This window comes from Serratia sp. NGAS9 (assembly GCF_009905295.1).
In the GTDB taxonomy this organism is placed as follows: Bacteria; Pseudomonadota; Gammaproteobacteria; order Enterobacterales; family Enterobacteriaceae; genus Serratia; species Serratia bockelmannii.
This window is the reverse complement of sequence record NZ_CP047605.1, coordinates 73,314-92,294: the sequence shown is the minus strand read 5'-3', so window position 1 is coordinate 92,294 and position 18,981 is coordinate 73,314. Positions and strand designations below refer to the sequence as shown.

Genomic DNA, 18,981 nt, shown 5'->3' with positions numbered 1-18,981 from the left:
GGAAAAAGTGGATAACGCAGTTACTGTAGAAAACGTGCAGAGAGCCGATCGCCGAAAAGCATGACGGCAAGTCCGATCAGCATGACAACCATTCCCCCCAGCCTGAGTAACGAAACCGGACGCCGAACAGCGCCCAGCAAGCCAAAATGGTCAATCATCTGCGAGGAAAGTAACTGTCCGACAATCGCCAGCCCGAGCAGAGCTGATAACCCGATTTTCGGCGCAAGCACGACATAGCTGAAAAGGGCACATGCGCCTATCATTCCGCCCGCCAGACTCCAGAGGGGTTGCGACGGGATCGCCGCTAGCGATGTCATCAACCCACCCCGCAGCAGCGCGTAAATCCCCAGACTGAACGCGCCCGCCGTGAAGGAAAACAGCGCCGCAGTGACCGGGTCGCCGCCCAGTCCCTTTGCCAACTGGCTGTTCAGGGTCGTCTGCAGGGTGATCCCCAGACCAGCGGCAAAGGCGATTACGTAATAGATCATACCCATGCTTTTCATCCTGGTCAGTCTGCCTGCACCAGCGGCAGGAAGGTGTCAGCAAAAATGTCAGGCTCGTAGCCAGAGGCTGAAAAAAGGTGCTCACGCGACTCATCAATCGCCGCACGTAGTCGCGCGCTGTCTACGCCCAGCACCTTACCATTCTGTTTAACGATGCATCCGCCGATCATGACGGTGTCGATGTTGCTGCGCTCGGCAGCATGAACCACCGTGCCAAAGGCATTGCCGGACGGATAAAGATTGAGATCACCGGCGTTAATCAGCACCAGGTCGGCTTGTTTGCCTGGCGTCAGGCTGCCCACTTTGTCCTGCAGCCCTGCACAGGCTGCGCCATCAAGAGTCGCGGCTTTAAGGAGTCGCGCCGCCGGAAGCGTTTTCAGCGCATGTTCAGAATCGCAGCACTGCTGCTGATGCATGCCCATTACGCGCTGCAGGTAAAAGGCGACGCGCATTTCCATAAACATATCGGTGCTGTACGACGTTTCATTGTCTACGCTCAGGCCTGGATTGATGCCATGACGCTGCGCGGACTCTATGGCGAACATTCCGCTTTCGATCCCATAGTGCGAATCTGAGCGCGGGCAGACATTCACCCGGACACCGGCCTCCCGCAGAATTTTCCATCCCCGGTCGGGCAGCGCCGTGCAGTGATTGAAAATATTGTCCGGACCCAGCAGCCCCTGCTGATGCAGCGACTCAAGTTCAGACCCCATCTCAGCGCCAAAGAACTCAGTGACAATCGATAGTCCCAGCCTGCGGGCCTCGGCCCACAACTCTGGCTCCAACTGGGCCATGACGGCGAGAGAGACAAGGCTTTCAGGGTTGTCGGTGAAATACTTATCCTGTAGACGCTGCCAGTTTCCCGGCCAGTGCGCTTTATCCCATTCGCCAGCTACCGGTGCGCCGGAAGCATGAATGGCACGAATGCCGGTATCAAGCAGGGCCTCGACGGCGGCATCGGAATGCGCTGCGGTTCGGCTGTTGTGCGAGTTATCAATCATCGTGGTGATGCCCGCGTCAATAGCGCCCAGCGCCGTCAGCAGGTTGCCAACATAGATATCGGCAGGACGGTAATATTTAGCGAAGGAGAAGTGTGTGGCGTTGCTGTAGTCGTCCAGGCAGGTGGCGTTTGGGTTAATTCGGCGCAGCTGTCCTTCCCATGCGTGACGATGAGAATCGACCATTCCCGGCATGGCGATCATGTTGGTGGCATCAATGACATGCGCACCCGGCAAATCAAGGTTCTGGCCCACGGCGCTAATCGTTGATCCGTTGATGAGAATATCGCCGCGTTCAATATTACCGATGCTCTCATCCATGCTCAGTATCGTTGCGCCACGAATTAGCGTTGCCGCTGGAGCTACAGTCTGATTGCTGACAATATTTCTGTTGTAATCTGTCATTAACGTTGCCTCTTTCCTGATTAATGGGGAAACGATACGCCACCCCATTGACCTGAAAAAGATGCTTAAAGTGTTTTCATAATTCATAATTCACGAATAATTAGACTCACTTTTACCCGGGAACAGGATGATGGATCGGATTCAGGCTATGCAGGTTTTTACACGGGTTGCTGAAGCCGGGAGTTTTGTACGTGCGGCAGAAACACTTTCAATGCCTTCTTCCACCGTTACCAACACGATTAAAAACCTGGAGAAATACCTGCAGGTGCGCCTGCTGAACCGTACGACAAGACGGGTCAGCCTTACTCCTGAAGGCCTGCAGTATCTGGCGCAATGCCGGGAGATCCTGTCGCTGATTGAACATAGTGAATCCAGCCTGACCGATTCCGTCAGACGCCCCCAAGGGCGGCTGCGGGTGGATATGCCTGGTGGGATCGCCCAGTTCATAGTGATGCCCAACCTGAAAGACTTTTACCGACTTTATCCGGATATTTACCTGATGATTGGCGTGAGCGATCGGCAGGTCGATCTTGTTCAGGAAGGGGTGGATTGCGTCATCAGAACCGGGGAATTAACTGACTCCACACTGGTTGCCCGTCCGCTTGGCCGGTTTCGCTGGGTGACTTGCGCCTCGCCGGACTATCTCAGAAAGTTCGGTGTCCCTGAGACACCTGAAGCGTTGTCACAACATCGGGCTATTCATTACTTTTCCAGTTCGGGAAGACGCACCAATGAACTGCGTTTTACGAGTGGGACCGAGGCCTTCTCTGTTCCGGTGGAGGGGGATGCAGCCGTCAACGAAACGGGACTCTACATCAGACTGTGTCTTGAAGGTTTTGGGCTGGCTCAGCTTGCTGAGAATGTGATTTCGGAGAATCTGCAGCAAGGCAAACTGGTCGAGGTTCTGGCGGACTGGCAGCCACCCTCCGTGCCGGTAACGATGCTCTATCCGCATCAGCGTTTTCTCTCTCCCGCCGTGCGTGCTTTTGCTGACTGGGTCGCCGGACTTTTCAACGACAGCGTAGGTGAGAAAGGTCTTTCCGGTAAAAGACGGCTCCGGTAAGAGGAAGACTCTTCAGAACGACAATTAATAGCCCCCTCAGCAGAGGGACCGAACGATCCCCCTGCTGTGTCTGTGAATTCAGCCCGGCTACAGTGCAGGTTCCAGGTGAGCGTTTCGTCCGGCAGCCATTCCGGTGCAGGCACCTACGACAGCGATTGCTGCGGTCATCAGTAATGGCACCGTCCAGCCTCCGGATAACTCCTGTACTTTGCCCAGCAACAGCGGACCCATCGCCGCCATCAGATAACCGACACTCTGTGCCATGCCTGACAACGCGGCAGCATCACCAGCGTTTTTAGTACGCAGCCCGATGAATGTCAGACCCAGCATCATGCTGGCACCTGAGCCGAAGCCGAGAAGCGCAGCCCACAGCATCGCCATATTCGGCAGATACAGGATGCCGATAAAGGACACCGCGGTTAACAGGCTGACACCAGCAGCAGCTAATTTCTGATCGTTGAGACGACGCAGCGTGGCCGCCAGAATCAGGCCGGGAATGGCGGTGGTCAACTGAAGGATGCCGTGTACCTCGCCAGCCTGAGCTGAGGAGAGTCCACTGTCCGTAAGAATGGCTGGCAGCCAGCCCACCGCAACATAAAACGGCATCGCATTCAGGCCCATAAACAGGGTGACCTGCCATGCCAGAGGAGAGCGCCAGACCGCGACGGACGCCGTTTGTTTCTCACCCGCTGCTGGCAGCTGATGCTTGTTCGTTAACTGAGGCAACCATAAAAGCAGCGCAAGGAGCGGTGCTATAACCAGCATGGCTAACGCGATGTTCCAGCCCCAGCTCTGCGTCAGAGGAATGACAATGGCTGAACCAATGGCACCAGCGGCACCCATAGTGATGGAATACGCCCCCGTCACGGAAGCCACGTTGCCGGAAAAGTCACGTTTGATAAGGCCTGGCAAAAGGACATTGCCCAGGGCAATCCCGATACCTATTAATATGGTTCCGCCATAAAGCGCCCAGACGCTGCCTGTGGAGCGAAGCAGGATGCCCGCTGAAATCACGGCCAGAGCACCAAAAAGGGTACGTTCCAGACCGTACTTGCGGGAGATGGATGCGCTCAGGGGAGAAAAGGCGGCAAAGGCCAGTAAAGGTAGCGAGTTAAGCAACCCAACGGCTGTGATACTAAGCCCAAAATCATGGCGAATAGACTCTAAAACGGGTGCAATAGCGGTAAAAGGAACACGCAGATTAATGGCGATAAAAAGAATGCCGGTCACAAGTATGATTGAAGACCACTTGTTCGTAGTGTGGGACATAAATTTTGCTTTCTCTGGAAAAAAGAAAGACTTTAAAGAACGCATGAGTTACATAATATAGATAACCTGACAAAATATAGCTAAATCATGCCAATTAATAAAAAACCTGTGACCTCTCCGGAGGAGTTTAACGCCGATGCTTTCAGTCAGGCTGCTATTGCCCTGCATGTATCATCGTCAGGCGAGTATGCCGGGCAGAATCCGCACGCTCATCGCAAGGGACAACTGATTCTCTCTTTGCACGGTGCAGTGAGCTGTGAGGTTGAGGATGCGCTGTGGCTTGTTCCACCGGGACATGCAGTCTGGGTTCCGGGTGAAATCCCTCATAGTTGCCGGGTCACGAAGAATGCAGATACATGCTTTCTGTTTATCGAACCCGGCGCGGGAGCGATGCCGGAAATCTGCTGTACCCTGGCGATTACGCCTCTGGTCCGCGAGCTTGTTCTGTATCTTGCAGAGCAGGAACAAGCTTATTCTCCTGACAGTAAAACCGCCAGGCTCGTAGCGGTGCTGCTGGAACATATTCCTGATGCACCGGTTAATGCGCTCCATCTTCCTGTATCCGATCATCCTAAAATCCGGAATATGGCTGAGGCACTTTTTAATGAACCTGATGACCGGCGAACGTTAAAGCAGTGGGCTGCTCATCTGGCCATCAGTGAACGTTCTCTGGCCAGGCTGATAAAAGAGGCGACAGGAATGAGCTTTGGTCGCTGGCGTCAGCAACTGCATTTGATGATTGCCCTGAGCCATCTGGCTGAAGGTCAGTCCGTGCAGCACGTAGCCGGAATGCTGGGATATGATTCAGTCAGCGCTTTTATTACGATGTTTAGAAAAGCGCTGGGTAAATCACCGACGCAGTATTTTTCGTCTCTAAGCTAATGCAAAACAACACAAACCGGATTTTAATAAACGACGCCAACGTCCGCTCATCGCTCATAGCTGCAGGTGACGTGCCTTCTTTTTTTGCTGGAGATGTCCAAATGAAATGCAAACAGGCAGTCAAGTAAAATGCAAATATCCAGGATCGACTCGCTCATCTTCGCACCGCATCGCACTTCGGCAACCAGTCCGCCTCACATTCCTCACTCAATATCAGGTTGGTCTGTATTCCCTGTTTGGTGCGGCGTTTCAGCAGCGTATGCTCATACTCCTTCAGCGGTTGCGGCACTGCCTGGCTGAAGTGGTCAACAAAAACTGGCCACAGCTTTAGCGTTTTTCCAGTATCGATTTTCCGATTCGTTTGGTGGTAAACCACCGTTATATTCATGCAGTCTGGGCGAGCTGTAATATCTAACGATATAGTTCGTTATGGCGTGAGTTGCATCGCTGAAGCTTACGTAACCCATCACTGGTACCCATTCGTTCTTCAGACTCCGGAAAACGAAGATACGCACTTTTTGTTTTTTGCATCATCAGTCCGCATTTCAACAAGAGATCGTGAAATAAAACACCGTCTTGAAGGAGTTACAAAAGAGCTTTCCAGCCCCCCGGTAAATAGATTCCTCCTTCCTCTTTCATCCTTATCTGGCTATTGATTTTTATCTTCATACGAGGAACTGCCCCTCTTCCTCCAAGCTTCTGCGCCTCAACACAAGGGCTCCGTGATTTCATATGTGATTGTGAAAGTGACTATAACGTTACGGAATCATATCTCATTGACACTCTATATTGGCCATTGTATAAAATCCCGCCTCAGTAATGAGTTTCATTTTCATTCAAAAAACACCCCGGATTTTCAAAAACGATTTTAATGAAGGATAGCTAATGAAAAAGGTCATCTGCGCGTTGGGTATAGCGTTTGCCTCGGTCAGTTCTGCTCTGGCAACCACCTATCCTTTAACCATCGAAAACTGTGGGTATAAAGAGACATTTTCCCAAGCACCTGAACGCGTGGTTGCACTGGGGCAAAATACCGTTGAGATTTTGCTCCTGCTGAACCTGCAAAACAAGGTAATCGCTAGTGCATTTTGGCCGACCAAAGTCTTGCCGCAGTTGGCTGAACAGAATGCAAAAATCAAGACGCTGACGGTAGAAATCCCTACGCTTGAATCCGTGCTTGCGCAGAATCCAGACTTCGTTGCTGCTCAATTACCGCTGTTGCTGGGGCCTGAAAGCAAGGTCGCCAAACGTGAAGATCTGGTGACCCTGGGCGTGAACAGCTATGTGTCACCGGGCATGTGCGCCACCAAAAAAGCCATCGGCGACATGTATGGCAGCCGCCAGAAGCTGTGGGATATGACCTATCTCTATAAAGAAATTGCCGATCTCGCCAACATTTTTAACGTTGAAGATCGCGGCCGGGCCGTTATTGCCGATTTCAAAAAGCGTGAGGCGAACCTGCGCCGGGAGTTCGGTAAAAACAAACAGGATCTCTCCTTTGTCTTTTGGTTCTCTAGCTCATCCCCTTCAGCTGACGCCTATGTAGGGGGGAAAAACAGCGCATCCGGATTTATCGCCAATGTGCTGGGCGGACACAACGCCATCACTTCCGAGACCGAGTGGCCGACGGTAAGTTGGGAAAGCATTATCGCGGCGAATCCGGATGTGATCGTGGTCTCCAGTCTGGATCGTAATCGTTGGGCGCTGGACAACGCGGCGGAAAAAATCAAATTCCTAAAAAGCGACCCGGCCGTCAGCCAACTGGACGCAGTGAAAAAAGGTCATATCGTGGTGATGGACGGCCAGGCGATGAACCCGACAATCAGGACGCTCTACGGTGCAGAACAGGTGGGCGAACAACTCAGAAAACTGGGACTGAACTGATGACGACCGCCGTTCTTCAGCCTCGCAAGGGGCTGTTTCGGAGCTTCACGATCTTGCTCGCCATGGTGCTGTTATTCCTGGTGATCGCGATTGGCGTGAGCGTGGGGGAGCTTTCGATCCCGCTGCAAAGCGTCTTTTATGCCATCAGTAATAAAATGGGGCTGACTGAAATGCCGCTCAGCCGAATCCAGGAAAGCGTGATTTGGGACTTCCGTCTGAGCCGTGCACTGGTGGCAGCATGCAGCGGCGCAGGGTTAGCCATTTGCGGCGCCGTTTTGCAAAGCTTGCTGAAGAATGCGCTGGCCGAGCCTTATGTACTCGGCGTTTCTGCCGGGGCATCGACGGGGGCGGTTTCCGTCGTGGTTATGGGCATAGGCACCGGAGCCGTCTCTCTTTCTGCGGGTGCTTTTGCCGGGGCATTTGCCGCCTTTGCCTTTGTCGCTTTTCTGACCAACGGCGCGCGCGGCGGAAATGAACGCACTATTCTGGCAGGCGTTGCGGCTTCCCAGCTCTTCAATGCGATTACCGCTTACACCATCAGCACGTCGGCTAGCGCGCAGCAGGCGCGTGATGTGATGTTCTGGCTGTTGGGCAGCTTCAGCGGCGTGCGATGGCCTGAATTCCAGCTGGTGCTGGCGGTGGTGGCGATAGGGCTTGCCGTATGCCTTTACTATTCCCGGGCACTGGATGCATTTACTTTCGGTGATGATGCCGCCGCATCGCTCGGTATCGCGGTGCCCAGGGTGCGTCTGACTCTTTTTACCGTCACCGCGCTCATCACCGCGACCATCGTCAGTATGGCGGGCTCTATCGGCTTTGTGGGACTGGTGGTTCCGCATGTGATGCGTTTCTTTTTTGGCCCGCTGCACCGGACGTTGCTGATTGCCAGCGCGTTGGCCGGGGCTATCCTGATGGTGCTGGCCGACATTGCCTCTCGTCTGCTGATTGCGCCGCAAACTCTGCCGGTCGGCGTGGTGACTGCGCTGGTCGGCGTGCCTTTCTTTGCCGTGATTATTTACCGTTCAAGGAATAAGTGATGAGCATCTCCGCTGACAACATTACCTGGAAGGTAGGTAAAAAGGTCATCGTCAATGGCGTCTCGCTGAGCGTTTCTCGCGGTGAAACCGTGGGGCTGCTTGGCCCCAATGGTTGCGGTAAATCTTCGCTTTTGCGCATCCTGGCGGGCCTGCAGCGCCCGGATGCCGGCTGCGTGACGCTGGATGGGCAAGACATTGCCCGTATCGCCAAAAAGCGGCTTGCCCGCCGGGTAGCTTTCGTTGAGCAGCATGGCATGACTGAGGCCAACATGCGCGTTCGCGACGTGGTCAAACTCGGGCGTATTCCTCATCACTCCGCTTTTTCGAACTGGAGCGCGCACGATGATGAAACCGTCACCGCCGCCCTGCAAAGAGTGGACATGCTGGAAAAAAGCGCTCAAGGTTGGCTGAGTCTCTCCGGTGGGGAGCGCCAGCGGGTGCACATTGCCCGTGCGCTGGCGCAGACGCCCAGCGAGATCCTGCTGGATGAACCGACCAACCATCTGGATATTCACCATCAAATGCAGCTCATGCAATTGATCAGCGAGTTGCCCGTCACCAGCATTGTGGCCATTCACGATCTCAATCACGCCGCGATGTTCTGTGATTCGCTGATTGTGATGCAGGGCGGGCAAATCATCGCCACGGGGACCCCCGAGGACATTTTGTCGGAAACGCTGCTCTGGGACGTCTTTAGGGTGAAAACGAAAATTGAGATCTCCCGCTTCCATGGTAAAAAGCACATTCATTTTATCGTTTAGGATGCGGCGGCATGTTTCTTTTCTCCCTTCGTCCTGCCACAACGCTACGGCCGCCCGTTTTACTGGGCAGCCAGTTTGTTTTCAACATCGGCTTTTACGCGGTCGTCCCTTTTCTGGCGATATTCTTACGCGACGACATGCGGCTCTCCGGCGGCGTTATCGGATTGATTCTCGGGTTGCGTACCTTCTCGCAGCAAGGGATGTTTATTTTGGGCGGCACGCTTTCTGACCGATACGGTGCAAAGGTCGTCATCCTGAGCGGCTGCATGATCCGCGTTGCGGGCTATTTGTTGCTAGCGCTTGGACAATCCCTGTGGCCCATCATTCTGGGGGCTTGCCTAACCGGCATCGGCGGCGCACTGTTCTCTCCGTCGATTGAAGCGCTGTTGGCTAAAGCGGGCACCCACAGCGAGGTAAACGGAAAACGCAGCCGCGCGGAGTGGTTCGCGCTTTTCGCCGTGTGCGGCGAATTCGGCGCCGTGTTGGGCCCGGTTGTCGGCGCGCTGCTGACAGGGCTCGGCTTCCGCCAGGTGGCACTTGCAGGGGCTGGGGTCTTTGTTGTCGCCTTGGCGGTGCTGTACTTCTGCCTTCCTGCCGCTCGTCGCAGCGAGCGGGCACTAGAAATAGTGCCCTGGTGGACGACATTCCGTCAGCCGCGTTTCGTCGCCTTTATCATCGCTTACAGTTCGTGGCTTTTAAGCTACAACCAGCTCTATTTGGCGCTACCGGTTGAAATTCAACGATCGGGCGGCAGCGAAAAAGATCTCGGCCCGCTCTTTATGTTAGCTTCCGTCCTGATCATTGCCCTCCAGCTTCCGCTTGCACGTTTCGCACGGCGAGTAGGAGCGTTCAAAATCTTACCGATGGGTTTTTTGCTGCTGTCTGCCGCTTTTGGGAGTGTGGCCATGTTCGCCGCGACACCGCCGCTGGCTGGCTGGCTGCGGTTAATGCCTTCGGCTTGTCTGGTCACGCTTTTAACGTTAGGGCAGATGCTGTTGGTGCCGTCGGCTAAGGATCTGATCCCGCGGTTCGCCGATGAATCGACGCTTGGCGCGCACTATGGCGCGTTAGTCACCGCCGGAGGCTTCGCGGTGCTGACCGGTAATTTGTTGTTTGGTCCGTTGCTGGATAAGGCGCTGGTACCTTCAACGCAGGCCACTTATCCCTGGCTGCTGTTGGCACTGTTTCCCTTGTGCAGCGCTGCGGCTATGACCGTGATTTGTCGTCCACTGCAAGGTGCATCGAACGCGAAAGCCTGAATAGGATGATGTGGCCTCATCCATAAAGTTTACGGTATATCATTTAGTTTCTTCATGATGATGTTTAGGTAAGAGACTTATTGATTGAAAAAAAATAAGAACGGGACCAGGTTAGGAAGTTATTTTTGAAAAAATATTAATTCTTTCACGATAGCATCCTCGATTAACAAGCCAAATAGTTACTTATCTAATTTCTTATAAAGCCTTACTATTGCAAAAAAAATATGGCTCTTCATAAAAACAGGTCTAGCAACTCTTAAACTATCATTGCTATGACAATGATTATTTGTAATTCATGGAATACCCTATTGCACTACTATAAGTTATATATTTTGTTGTGCACCTTGAATGTCACTAGTCAACCATATGATTTAATTACGAAATCACAAGGCACCACCACTTTTACTCGTTCGTTTGACTACCGTTTTAATTCATTTTGTTACATTTTATTTTTTGATAGCGGTAAGTTCGATATGAAAGCACGTATTTTAGGCTGGGAAAAATCTACCAGGGAAGAGTATGGTTATACATACTCTCTTTTCGGCGGGAGCGTGTGTACGCATCCCGATGTGGTTGACTTTTTGAGTAAGCGTCTTGCTCCCCCTGACTTTTATGTTTACAAACGGAAAGGTGATGTTATAGCTGCTGCTTTTTCACTAAATAATGAGCTTTCTCTTAAGAAGAATAATTACCCTATTTTTTTTGATGATATCATTATCCCGTTTAAGAAGGGTAGTGGAAAAATCTTAATGCCATTTAAGACAAAACAGCTATCTCATCATCATAAAGGGGACTTCTCCAATTGTATTCATTGGCAGAAATTAAAAAGGAAAACCTGTGTAGTCAAGGATGACTTTTCTAAGAAAACCCATAAAAAAAGACGAGCCGAATATGAATACTTCATTAATAACGGAGGGGCATGTTTATCTATTGATAAATTTTCTGACAAGGAGTTATCAGAGATTTATATTTCTTTATTTAAAAAAAGATGGGGTAAAAAGCTAGAATGTTATTCAGAGGAGATTCTATTAGACGTCTTTAGTGAGTTACGCCATCTGGTGTTTGGCCATGTACTGTTGATTAACGGGGTACCCTGCGCATATGACCTTGTATTTAAGGCCGAATGCAAAGAGTGGATTTTTTTTGACTGCCATAATGGTGGTGTTGATCAAGCCTTTGCCAACTATAGTGTGGGGAGTCTCCTTATGTATAAAAACATAGAGTTAGCGAAAAAGATAGGTAAAGAAAAAAATATTAAGACAATCTACTCGTTAGGCATGGAAGATCCACGATGGGAGTATAAAAAGCAATGGTGCAACGTGTTAACTTTAGGCAGATCCCTGATGCTTTGAAATAATAATTATTTCATTATTAATTTTAATAAAAATACAAAATCAAGACCTGGCGACACTATTCAATAATAACTGCCGCCAGTTTCTTTATAGAACATTAATATTATCGCTGAGTAAATTTCTCTCTATAAAACTTTCAACATCGTCTTTTGCCTGTAATAACGCAACTGAAGAGGGCAAAGTAAACAAATGTTCGCTGTAGCCAAACAGCATTGCATCCAGTTGTCGTGCTGTACGGTGTACATCGACTCGCTGAAAAACACCCTCCTCTATACCGGAGTCAATGATATAAGTTAATACCTTGTGCCATTCCTCTAAAAAGAATTGCATCTGTTCGGCATAAGCTCCGTTGTGGGTGGAAAGTAACCATAACGAACCATATAGTTTTCTGGTAGGGTCAGGTTCTTCTGAGATCATGCCATGAATGAACTCTTGAAGTTTCTGAATAGCTGGTAGCGGTGTGATGATAGTGCGAAACTCTGCCAATTCGCTGCGCATGAAATTAGCAACGGCTTCGATGCTCAACGATTGCCAATCTTTAAAGTAATGATAAATATGGCTTCTGGAGACACCAATATGCTCAGTAAGCTCACGCGTAGTGACGTTTTCAATGCCCTTTTCGATAAATAGCTCGACGACGCCATTCAGTATTTTTTCTCTCATGAGCTCTGATTTAGCTTTCATTTAACCTCCTCCATTGACTTTGAGCAAGTGCTCAAATAGCATGCACTCATGTGTTGAGCGGTTGCTCAATTTTTAATTTTAACAGAAAAAAACGTCATGAGCAGTCATAATATCGCAGCCCAAAAGCCTGTCGGAAGTGCAACCAATACATTGAAATTACTGGCAAAAAGAAACAAGAAAAAGCTGTTCATCACCTTTTTTCTGGTTGTTGCCGAAAACCTGACCTATCTTCTGTACCCGATTTTGGCTGGTATCGCCATCAATGCCATCATGGCCGGGCAGACGCTGAATGCAATGCTTTACGGATTGATGATCTTATTTATCTGGTGTCTTGGAGCTGCACGTAGAAGCGTGGACACCCGCACTTTTGCCAAGATTTATGCTGCTCTGGCGGTTTCTGTTGTTATGGCGCAACGCAGAAATAATCTTAACCACTCTACCGTTGCAGCCCGGGTGACACTGTCCAGAGAATTTGTCGATTTCTTTGAGTTGCACCTACCTACGCTCATTACATCGCTTTCCTCGATGATAGGTGCAGCGGTAATGTTGTTGATCATCGAATTCTGGGCAGGGATTTCATGTTTGGTCATCTTGGTATTCCTGGCTTGCTTTCTGTCCGGATTTACCAGGAAAAATGAGGTGCTTTATAACAAACTGAACAATCGCCTTGAAAAAGAGGTCGACTTTGTTAACAAAGCTTCAACGTTATCTTTGAACCGACATTATTCTACGCTTGCCAAGCTGCGCATAAGACTTTCTGATCGTGAAGCGTTGGGGTATTTGTCGGTCGGCGGTCTTGTCGCCATGCTGTTTAGCCTGACGATTATATGGATGTCCAATTCAGTGAACATCAATGCCGGTCATATTTATTCGGTAATGACTTACTTATGGATGTTTGCCACAAGCCTGGATGATGGACCTCGATTGCTGGAGAAATATTCCGAACTCAAGGATATTGGTAGACGTGTCAATACAGAATCAGAGTAAGTTGAACAATGAGCTCATCCTTATTATTACATGATGTTTTTGACGTATGAAACTGTGTATATAAGGTGAAGAAGTGAACCGTATTTTGATTCAGCATACTATAGCATTTTATGCTTTGCAGTCACATTAATCCATAACCACTTTATAATGAATTTGGATGGTGTTATATGTCCCGTTTTTTTATTGAGCGCCCCGTCTTTGCTTGGGTTATCGCACTATTTATTATACTTGGTGGTGTTCTTGCTATCCCCCAGTTACCGGTAGCTCAATATCCCGCTGTCGCACCACCCAGTGTGACAATATCGGTAACCTATCCTGGGGCAACACCGGATACCATGAATACATCCGTGATATCACTGCTTGAGCGTGAAATCTCTGCGGTAGATAACCTGCTTTATTTTGAGTCGTCCAGCGATACATCAGGTGTCGCTTCAATAACAATGACGTTTAAACCTGGTACTGATATCAAACTTGCTCAGGTAGACGTTCAGAACCAAATCAAGGTGGTAGAGGCACGCCTTCCACAAGTTGTGCGGCAGAATGGAATAAACGTGGAGTCAGCCAACTCCGGCTTTCTGATGTTGATTGGTTTGAAATCACCTTCAGGCCAGTATCAAGAGGCTGACTTAAGTGATTATTTTGCTCGTCATATCACTGATGAACTGCGTCGCGTACCAGGTGTAGGTAAAGTTCAGCTTTTCGGCGCAGAAAAGGCAATGCGTGTCTGGTTGGACCCGATAAAAATGTTTAGCTACAAGCTATCGGTTAATGATGTCATTACCGCGATTAGCCGACAGAATCTACAGGTTTCACCCGGTAGGATTGGTGATGCTCCAGCAGCTGTTGGGCAAAAAGTAACTTACCCTATTACTGTGAGCGGACAGCTTTCTTCTGTCGAGGAGTTTCGCAATATCACCCTTAAAGCGAATGTCAGCGGCGGTCGTTTAAAACTGGCTGATATTGCTCGCGTAGAGCAGGGCTTGCAAAGTTATGCATTTGAAACGCGTGAAAATGGCCAACCAGCAACCTCTGCTGCCATCAAACTATCACCGGGCGCTAACGCCATCAGTACGGCTGCAGGCATCCATGCGAGACTTAAAGAGCTTTCAAGCACGTTGCCACAAGGGATGGAATTTTCAGTCCCTTTTGATACTGCCCCGTTTGTAAAATTATCCGTACAGAAAGTCATCCAAACGTTCATTGAAGCAATGGTTTTGGTGTTCCTCGTTATGCTGCTTTTTTTGCATAAGCTCCGTTGCACGCTTATTCCGGCTATCGTGGCACCGGTTGCATTGTTGGGCACGTTCACCGTTATGCTGTTCAGTGGTTTTTCCATCAATGTACTGACCATGTTTGGCATGGTGTTAGCAATCGGCATCATTGTAGATGATGCTATCGTAGTTGTGGAAAATGTCGAACGTCTGATAGAGGAGAAAGGGCTTCCTCCCAAGCAGGCGACACACCAAGCCATGGAAGAAATTACTCCCGCTATTGTCGGTATTACTCTGGTCTTGACCGCAGTATTTATCCCTATGGGATTCGCCAGCGGTTCGGTCGGGGTCATTTACAAACAGTTTACGCTCTCTATGGCCGTATCTATTTTGTTCTCCGCGTTTTTGGCGTTAACGTTGACTCCAGCTTTATGTGCATCCCTGCTGAAAGCACATGAACCAAAAGAGAATCAATCGGGTCGCTTTTCACGTTGGTTTAATCGCAGATTTAATGCGTTAACTATTCGTTATGAAACGGGGTTGATATATATATTGAAACGTGGGGGGCGAGTAATGTTACTTTATGTTGTCCTCTGCGGCCTGCTTTTTCTAGGGCTGAAAAAGCTCCCTTCATCGTTTTTTCCTGAGGAAGATCAGGGATATTTTATGTCATCAATCCAGCTTCCTTCCGACGCAACCATGGAGCGTACTCGTGAAGTTGTGAAACACTACGAGGCGGCGATAGCAACCCGTAGTGCCATCGAGAATAATGTCTCTATCCTTGGCTTTGGTTTTTCCGGTTCGGGCCAAAATACAGCGATGACATTTACAACACTAAAAGATTGGCCATATAGAAATGGGGCAACGGCTCAGGATGAGGCTCATTTTGCTGAAGCCGCAATGAAGGATATTGATGATGGTAAGACAACCAGTCAATTGCCACCGGCTATTTCTGATATGGGAACTTCCTCAGAGTTTATGATGTACATAGAAGATCGCGGTGGAAAAGGTTATCACGCATTGAAACAGGCAACAGATCAGCTTCTTGTGCACGCTAATCAAAGTAGTGTTTTGGGAGGGGTAGCTATTGATGGCTTACCTGAGGGTGTAAGTCTTTCATTAAACGTCGATAGAGAGAAGGCCGAAACTTTTGGCGTATCATTTAATGAAATTGGCGAAGCGCTCTCTGCGGCTTCTGGATCTTACTATGTCAATGATTACACTGATAACGGCCGTGTTCAGCAGGTCATTATTCAAGCTGACATAGCTTACCGGATGCAACTCGCGGATTTACTCAAAATCTCTATCAAAAATAAAATGGGAGAGATGGTGCCTCTTTCAACATTCGTGTCTTCATCATGGACTTTGTCACCACAGCAATTGAATCGCTATCAAGGGTATCCCGCACTCAGAGTGACAGGTAGTGCCGCTAATGGGCATTCTAGTGGAACTGCCATGGCAGAGATGGAGAGACTGGCAAGAGATCTTCCCGAAGGCTTTAAAGCTGAATGGGCAGGTAGTTCGCTCCAGGAAAAAGAGTCAGCTTCACAACTTCCGTTGCTTATTTTGCTCTCTATTCTTGTTGTATTCATGGTGCTGGCAGCCCTTTATGAAAGCTGGGCAACCCCTTTTGCCGTGATGTTGGTTGTGCCGTTGGGGCTTATCGGTGCGGTTTGCGCAGTCTTCATTGCTGACATGTCAAATGATGTGTTTTTTAGAGTCGGAATGATAACGATCATCGGGCTTTCTACTAAAAACGCCATTTTGATCATTGAGTTCGCCAGACAACTACGAATGCAAGGCATGGATATTTTTTCCGCAATATTGCTGGCATCCCGGCAGCGATTGCGCCCTATTATGATGACTTCACTCGCCTTTACGCTCGGTGTTGTACCATTAATACTCGCTACCGGCGCCAGTGATAAGACCCAGCACTCCATCGGCACTGGCGTTTTCGGCGGTATGATAAGTGGAACATTATTAGCCATATTCTTTGTTCCTGTCTTCTATCTATTCGTCATGCGTATGCTGGAAAAAACAAAGCTATAAGTTACCAGAGCAAGGGGAGGAATGCCCTTTGCCAGCAATGCGCATTACGATTCAGGACAGGAATGCAGGCATTTCTAACATCGTGGAATTGCTAGCAAGCTGAGCACTATACTTTGAAGGAAAAAAACCGGCCTGAGCCGGTTTAGGAGCGCTTGTCGTTTTTATACTGGCCGCTCTGCGGCCGGGGTAATGCCCTGGTGTTGCTGTATATCTTTCAATGTCACTATAGGCGGTGCAACGATTGAGCGTCCAATGGGTTCGGCAGATCAATAAAGGGCGATTGATCGGCCCGGCCGATCATCACACCGTACCGCACTTCGGCAGCCAGTCCGCCTCGCACTCTTCACTCAATACCACATTGGTCTGCATCCCCAGCCGGGTTTTACGTTTAAGCAGGGTTTTCTCATACTCCCTCAGCGTGTGCGGCACCGCCAGGCCAAACGCCGTCAGGTTCATCACATGCTGATAGCCGCGTGCCGCCATAAACGACAGGTAGGCGTGGTACAGGTAACGGCGCGGGTTCGGTGGGGTAATGTTGGCATTGCCTATCATCATCCCTTCCGGCGCACCCAGCACCGTCAGGTAACCGCAGAAGTCGACCAACGGGTCGGCCTGGCGTTTGATGGTCAGCGCCTCATCAGAGCTTTGCTGCGCCTGGAGCAGTTCACGGGCCTCGTTCGGGTTGGCGAAGCGCTGCATCAGGTGGCGCACAATGACCGCCAGCTCATTAGTAATTTTGTCCAACAGCTGCGGGTCTCGCTCGGCCAGCGGTATCGCGTCCGGGAAGGTAATAATCACTCGACGCCGGGAGACACCGCCGCTGCGGTCGCTGAACTGCATCGGGTTGTTGTTCACCGCCAGTATCACCGCCGGGATGTAGGCGGCGTAGGCATCGCGGTATTTGGGATCGATGGCGACTGCATCGCCGCCGGTGATGGCCTTGATGCCTGCTCCGTCGCCGCTCCATTTCTCTTGGTCGGGCAGGATAATCAGCGAGTAGCCGACCACCGAAGCCCGTTCGCGTGCCGACTCCAGGTTGTCGATGGTGGCGGCGGTGGTGTTATCGGCCCCGGCGAGCAGTCGGGCGATGGCCGCCATTACGCTCTTGCCGCTGCCGCCGGGGCCGGTCACTTCGAGGAACAGCTGCCAGTCGTAGCGGTTGGCCAGCACCATAAAAAGTGCCGCGAGGATACGCTCCTGTTTATCGTGGTTGCCCCCGGCGGCCCGCGTCAGCCACTGCCAGAAGTGCGGTGCATGGTCGGCCAGGTTCTCCCCGGCGCGCGGCGGCGTGTAGTCCACGCTGTTTACAGTGCGCAGCCAGTGTTCTTGCCGGTGAGCGCTGAACTGGCCGCTGACGGTATCAAACACCCCGTTACGAAAACCAATCAACCGGCGAGCAGGCTCGCCCATCTGCGGCACCATCAGCTTGAGGGTGTCCAAAATGCTGTTGATACCGGCGGCGGAGAACGGTGCGCGCACCTTCTGGAACAACGCGGCAATCTCCCGGCTCAGTTGCCGGTGTGGCAGCACCTGCCAGGCACCGCGCGTATAGCGGCAGAGTTCTTCCCCCACCGGCGGCACCGCCAGGGTGTTGCCGTAGTGCTCGGCCAACAGCTCGGCTTTCTCGCTGGCGCTCATGGCTTTGAGGTCAGCATCGCTCAGCGTGTCGAACGGGCTCGGCTGCGGCGGCTGGCTGAGCGCCTGGAGTTGCGTACGTGTGGCCTCAGCGCCCTGCTGACAGTAAACGTCGTTCCAGTCGCCTTCCGTGGGCGGCAGTGCCGGAGTGCCGCCGGTTAGGGTGGCCACCTCGGCGGCGCGGGTCTGCCCGGTGCCGTTTCGGTCATTATCGGCCGCCAGCAGCAACCGTGCATCCGGGTAATGACTGCGCAGCTGCTCCGCCACCGCCGCCAGGTTGTTGGCGCTGAGTGCCACGCACACCGTCTCACCGGTCAGGCGGTGCACGGTAAGGCCGGTGGCGTAGCCTTCGGTGAGCCAGATAACCGCGTTGTCCGGGCCGTTCAGAATGTGGCAGGCGGCTTTCACCTGCCCGCCTGCCAGCATGCGCTTGTCACCGGCGGCGTTAATCAGCTGCACGTTAACCACTTCTCCCCCGGCATTGTACAGCGGCAGCAAGAGTTCGCCGGGCTGGAAGGTGATACCGCCGACGCGCAGCGACTGGCCCTGCAAGGTCAGGGTGTCCACCTCCGGCCAGCCCTTGGTGCTCAGGTAGGCGTTGCCGCTTTTGCATTGAGCGGCGGCCACCAGAGCCTGTGCCTGTCGCGCGGCCTTGTGCTGGGCCTTGGCTTTGTCTTGTGGTGAATGAGCGGTCTCAGCGGCCGGTGACAGAGCGTTGGTGTTACTCCCCATCACGGCGGCCACCTGTTCGGCAGCAGCCTTTGCTGACAGCGACAGGGCTTTTTCCACCAGGTTGAGGCCGTCACCGGCCCCGCACTGATTGCAGAACCAGGTGCCGCGCCCGTCCTGGTTGTCGAAACGGAAACGGTCTTTACCGCCACAGGTTGGACACGGCTGCGGCTTGCCGTTCGGCTGCAAGGCAATGCCGAGGGCCGGGAGTATCACCGGCCAGTGGCCGGTGGCGGTGCGTACGGTCTGGGAAACGAAGTGGGCGCTCATCCT

Annotated in this window: 14 protein-coding genes and 1 pseudogene; 9 read left to right on the top strand and 6 right to left on the bottom strand. The window is 51.4% G+C overall.

Features of this window, described 5'->3' with window-relative positions:
- Positions 1-20: 20 nt before the first annotated feature.
- Both GUC32_RS00420 and GUC32_RS00415 read right to left on the bottom strand, forming a co-directional pair.
- Positions 21-494, bottom strand: a complete 474-nt coding sequence (locus GUC32_RS00420; RefSeq protein ID WP_101452812.1) for a DMT family transporter — start codon at positions 492-494, stop codon at positions 21-23.
- Between the two features lie 14 nt (positions 495-508).
- Positions 509-1,906 carry an amidohydrolase family protein gene (locus GUC32_RS00415; protein ID WP_101452811.1) on the bottom strand — a complete coding sequence of 466 codons (1,398 nt, stop codon included), beginning with the start codon at positions 1,904-1,906 and terminating at the stop codon, positions 509-511.
- 130 nt (positions 1,907-2,036) lie between these two features.
- Between GUC32_RS00415 and GUC32_RS00410 the strand changes: the two genes are divergently transcribed.
- Positions 2,037-2,969 carry a LysR family transcriptional regulator gene (locus GUC32_RS00410; protein ID WP_237651473.1) on the top strand — a complete coding sequence of 311 codons (933 nt, stop codon included), beginning with the start codon at positions 2,037-2,039 and terminating at the stop codon, positions 2,967-2,969.
- A gap of 87 nt (positions 2,970-3,056) precedes the next feature.
- Here the strand turns inward: GUC32_RS00410 and GUC32_RS00405 are convergent, their stop codons facing one another.
- Positions 3,057-4,238: an MFS transporter gene (locus tag GUC32_RS00405; protein WP_101452809.1), complete on the bottom strand. Its 1,182-nt coding sequence runs from the start codon at positions 4,236-4,238 to the stop codon at positions 3,057-3,059.
- 87 nt (positions 4,239-4,325) lie between these two features.
- Here GUC32_RS00405 and GUC32_RS00400 point away from each other — a divergent pair, with 87 nt between their 5' ends.
- Positions 4,326-5,120 (top strand): helix-turn-helix domain-containing protein, encoded by a 795-nt coding sequence (locus GUC32_RS00400; protein WP_101452808.1) that lies wholly within the window; start codon positions 4,326-4,328, stop codon positions 5,118-5,120.
- A 305-nt stretch (positions 5,121-5,425) separates the two neighbouring features.
- Here the strand turns inward: GUC32_RS00400 and GUC32_RS00395 are convergent.
- A pseudogene (locus tag GUC32_RS00395) lies at positions 5,426-5,620 on the bottom strand (IS110 family transposase); the annotation flags it as partial.
- Positions 5,621-6,005: 385 nt separating this feature from the next.
- On the opposite strand from GUC32_RS00395, the gene GUC32_RS00390 reads away from it, so the two are divergent.
- The 5 genes from GUC32_RS00390 (at position 6,006) to GUC32_RS00370 (ending at position 11,413) form a co-directional block, all read left to right on the top strand.
- Entirely contained in the window at positions 6,006-7,004 is a 999-nt protein-coding gene (locus GUC32_RS00390) for an ABC transporter substrate-binding protein (RefSeq protein WP_099981941.1), read from the top strand.
- A complete protein-coding gene (locus GUC32_RS00385; RefSeq protein ID WP_101452807.1) occupies positions 7,004-8,041 on the top strand; it encodes an iron ABC transporter permease in 1,038 nt (345 codons plus the stop codon). The genes GUC32_RS00390 and GUC32_RS00385 overlap by 1 nt, the downstream gene beginning before the upstream one ends.
- Positions 8,041-8,802: an ABC transporter ATP-binding protein gene (locus GUC32_RS00380; protein WP_237651439.1), complete on the top strand. Its 762-nt coding sequence runs from the start codon at positions 8,041-8,043 to the stop codon at positions 8,800-8,802. Before GUC32_RS00385 ends, GUC32_RS00380 begins: the two co-directional genes overlap by 1 nt.
- Before the next feature lie 11 nt (positions 8,803-8,813).
- On the top strand, positions 8,814-10,061 hold the full coding sequence (locus GUC32_RS00375; protein ID WP_237651438.1) for an MFS transporter: 1,248 nt from the start codon (positions 8,814-8,816) through the stop codon (positions 10,059-10,061).
- A gap of 473 nt (positions 10,062-10,534) precedes the next feature.
- Complete coding sequence (locus GUC32_RS00370) at positions 10,535-11,413, top strand: transcriptional regulator (protein WP_172448683.1); 879 nt, start codon at positions 10,535-10,537, stop codon at positions 11,411-11,413.
- An 87-nt stretch (positions 11,414-11,500) separates the two neighbouring features.
- Here the strand turns inward: GUC32_RS00370 and GUC32_RS00365 are convergent, their stop codons facing one another.
- Positions 11,501-12,097 carry a TetR/AcrR family transcriptional regulator gene (locus GUC32_RS00365; RefSeq protein WP_101452803.1) on the bottom strand — a complete coding sequence of 199 codons (597 nt, stop codon included), beginning with the start codon at positions 12,095-12,097 and terminating at the stop codon, positions 11,501-11,503.
- 96 nt (positions 12,098-12,193) lie between these two features.
- On the opposite strand from GUC32_RS00365, the gene GUC32_RS00360 reads away from it, so the two are divergent.
- Both GUC32_RS00360 and GUC32_RS00355 read left to right on the top strand, forming a co-directional pair.
- On the top strand, positions 12,194-13,084 hold the full coding sequence (locus GUC32_RS00360; protein WP_237651437.1) for an ABC transporter six-transmembrane domain-containing protein: 891 nt from the start codon (positions 12,194-12,196) through the stop codon (positions 13,082-13,084).
- A 167-nt stretch (positions 13,085-13,251) separates the two neighbouring features.
- Positions 13,252-16,344 (top strand): multidrug efflux RND transporter permease subunit, encoded by a 3,093-nt coding sequence (locus GUC32_RS00355; protein WP_241168029.1) that lies wholly within the window; start codon positions 13,252-13,254, stop codon positions 16,342-16,344.
- 300 nt (positions 16,345-16,644) lie between these two features.
- Here the strand turns inward: GUC32_RS00355 and GUC32_RS00350 are convergent, their stop codons facing one another.
- On the bottom strand, positions 16,645-18,978 hold the full coding sequence (locus GUC32_RS00350) for a primase-helicase zinc-binding domain-containing protein (RefSeq protein WP_237651435.1): 2,334 nt from the start codon (positions 18,976-18,978) through the stop codon (positions 16,645-16,647).
- Positions 18,979-18,981 lie beyond the last annotated feature (3 nt).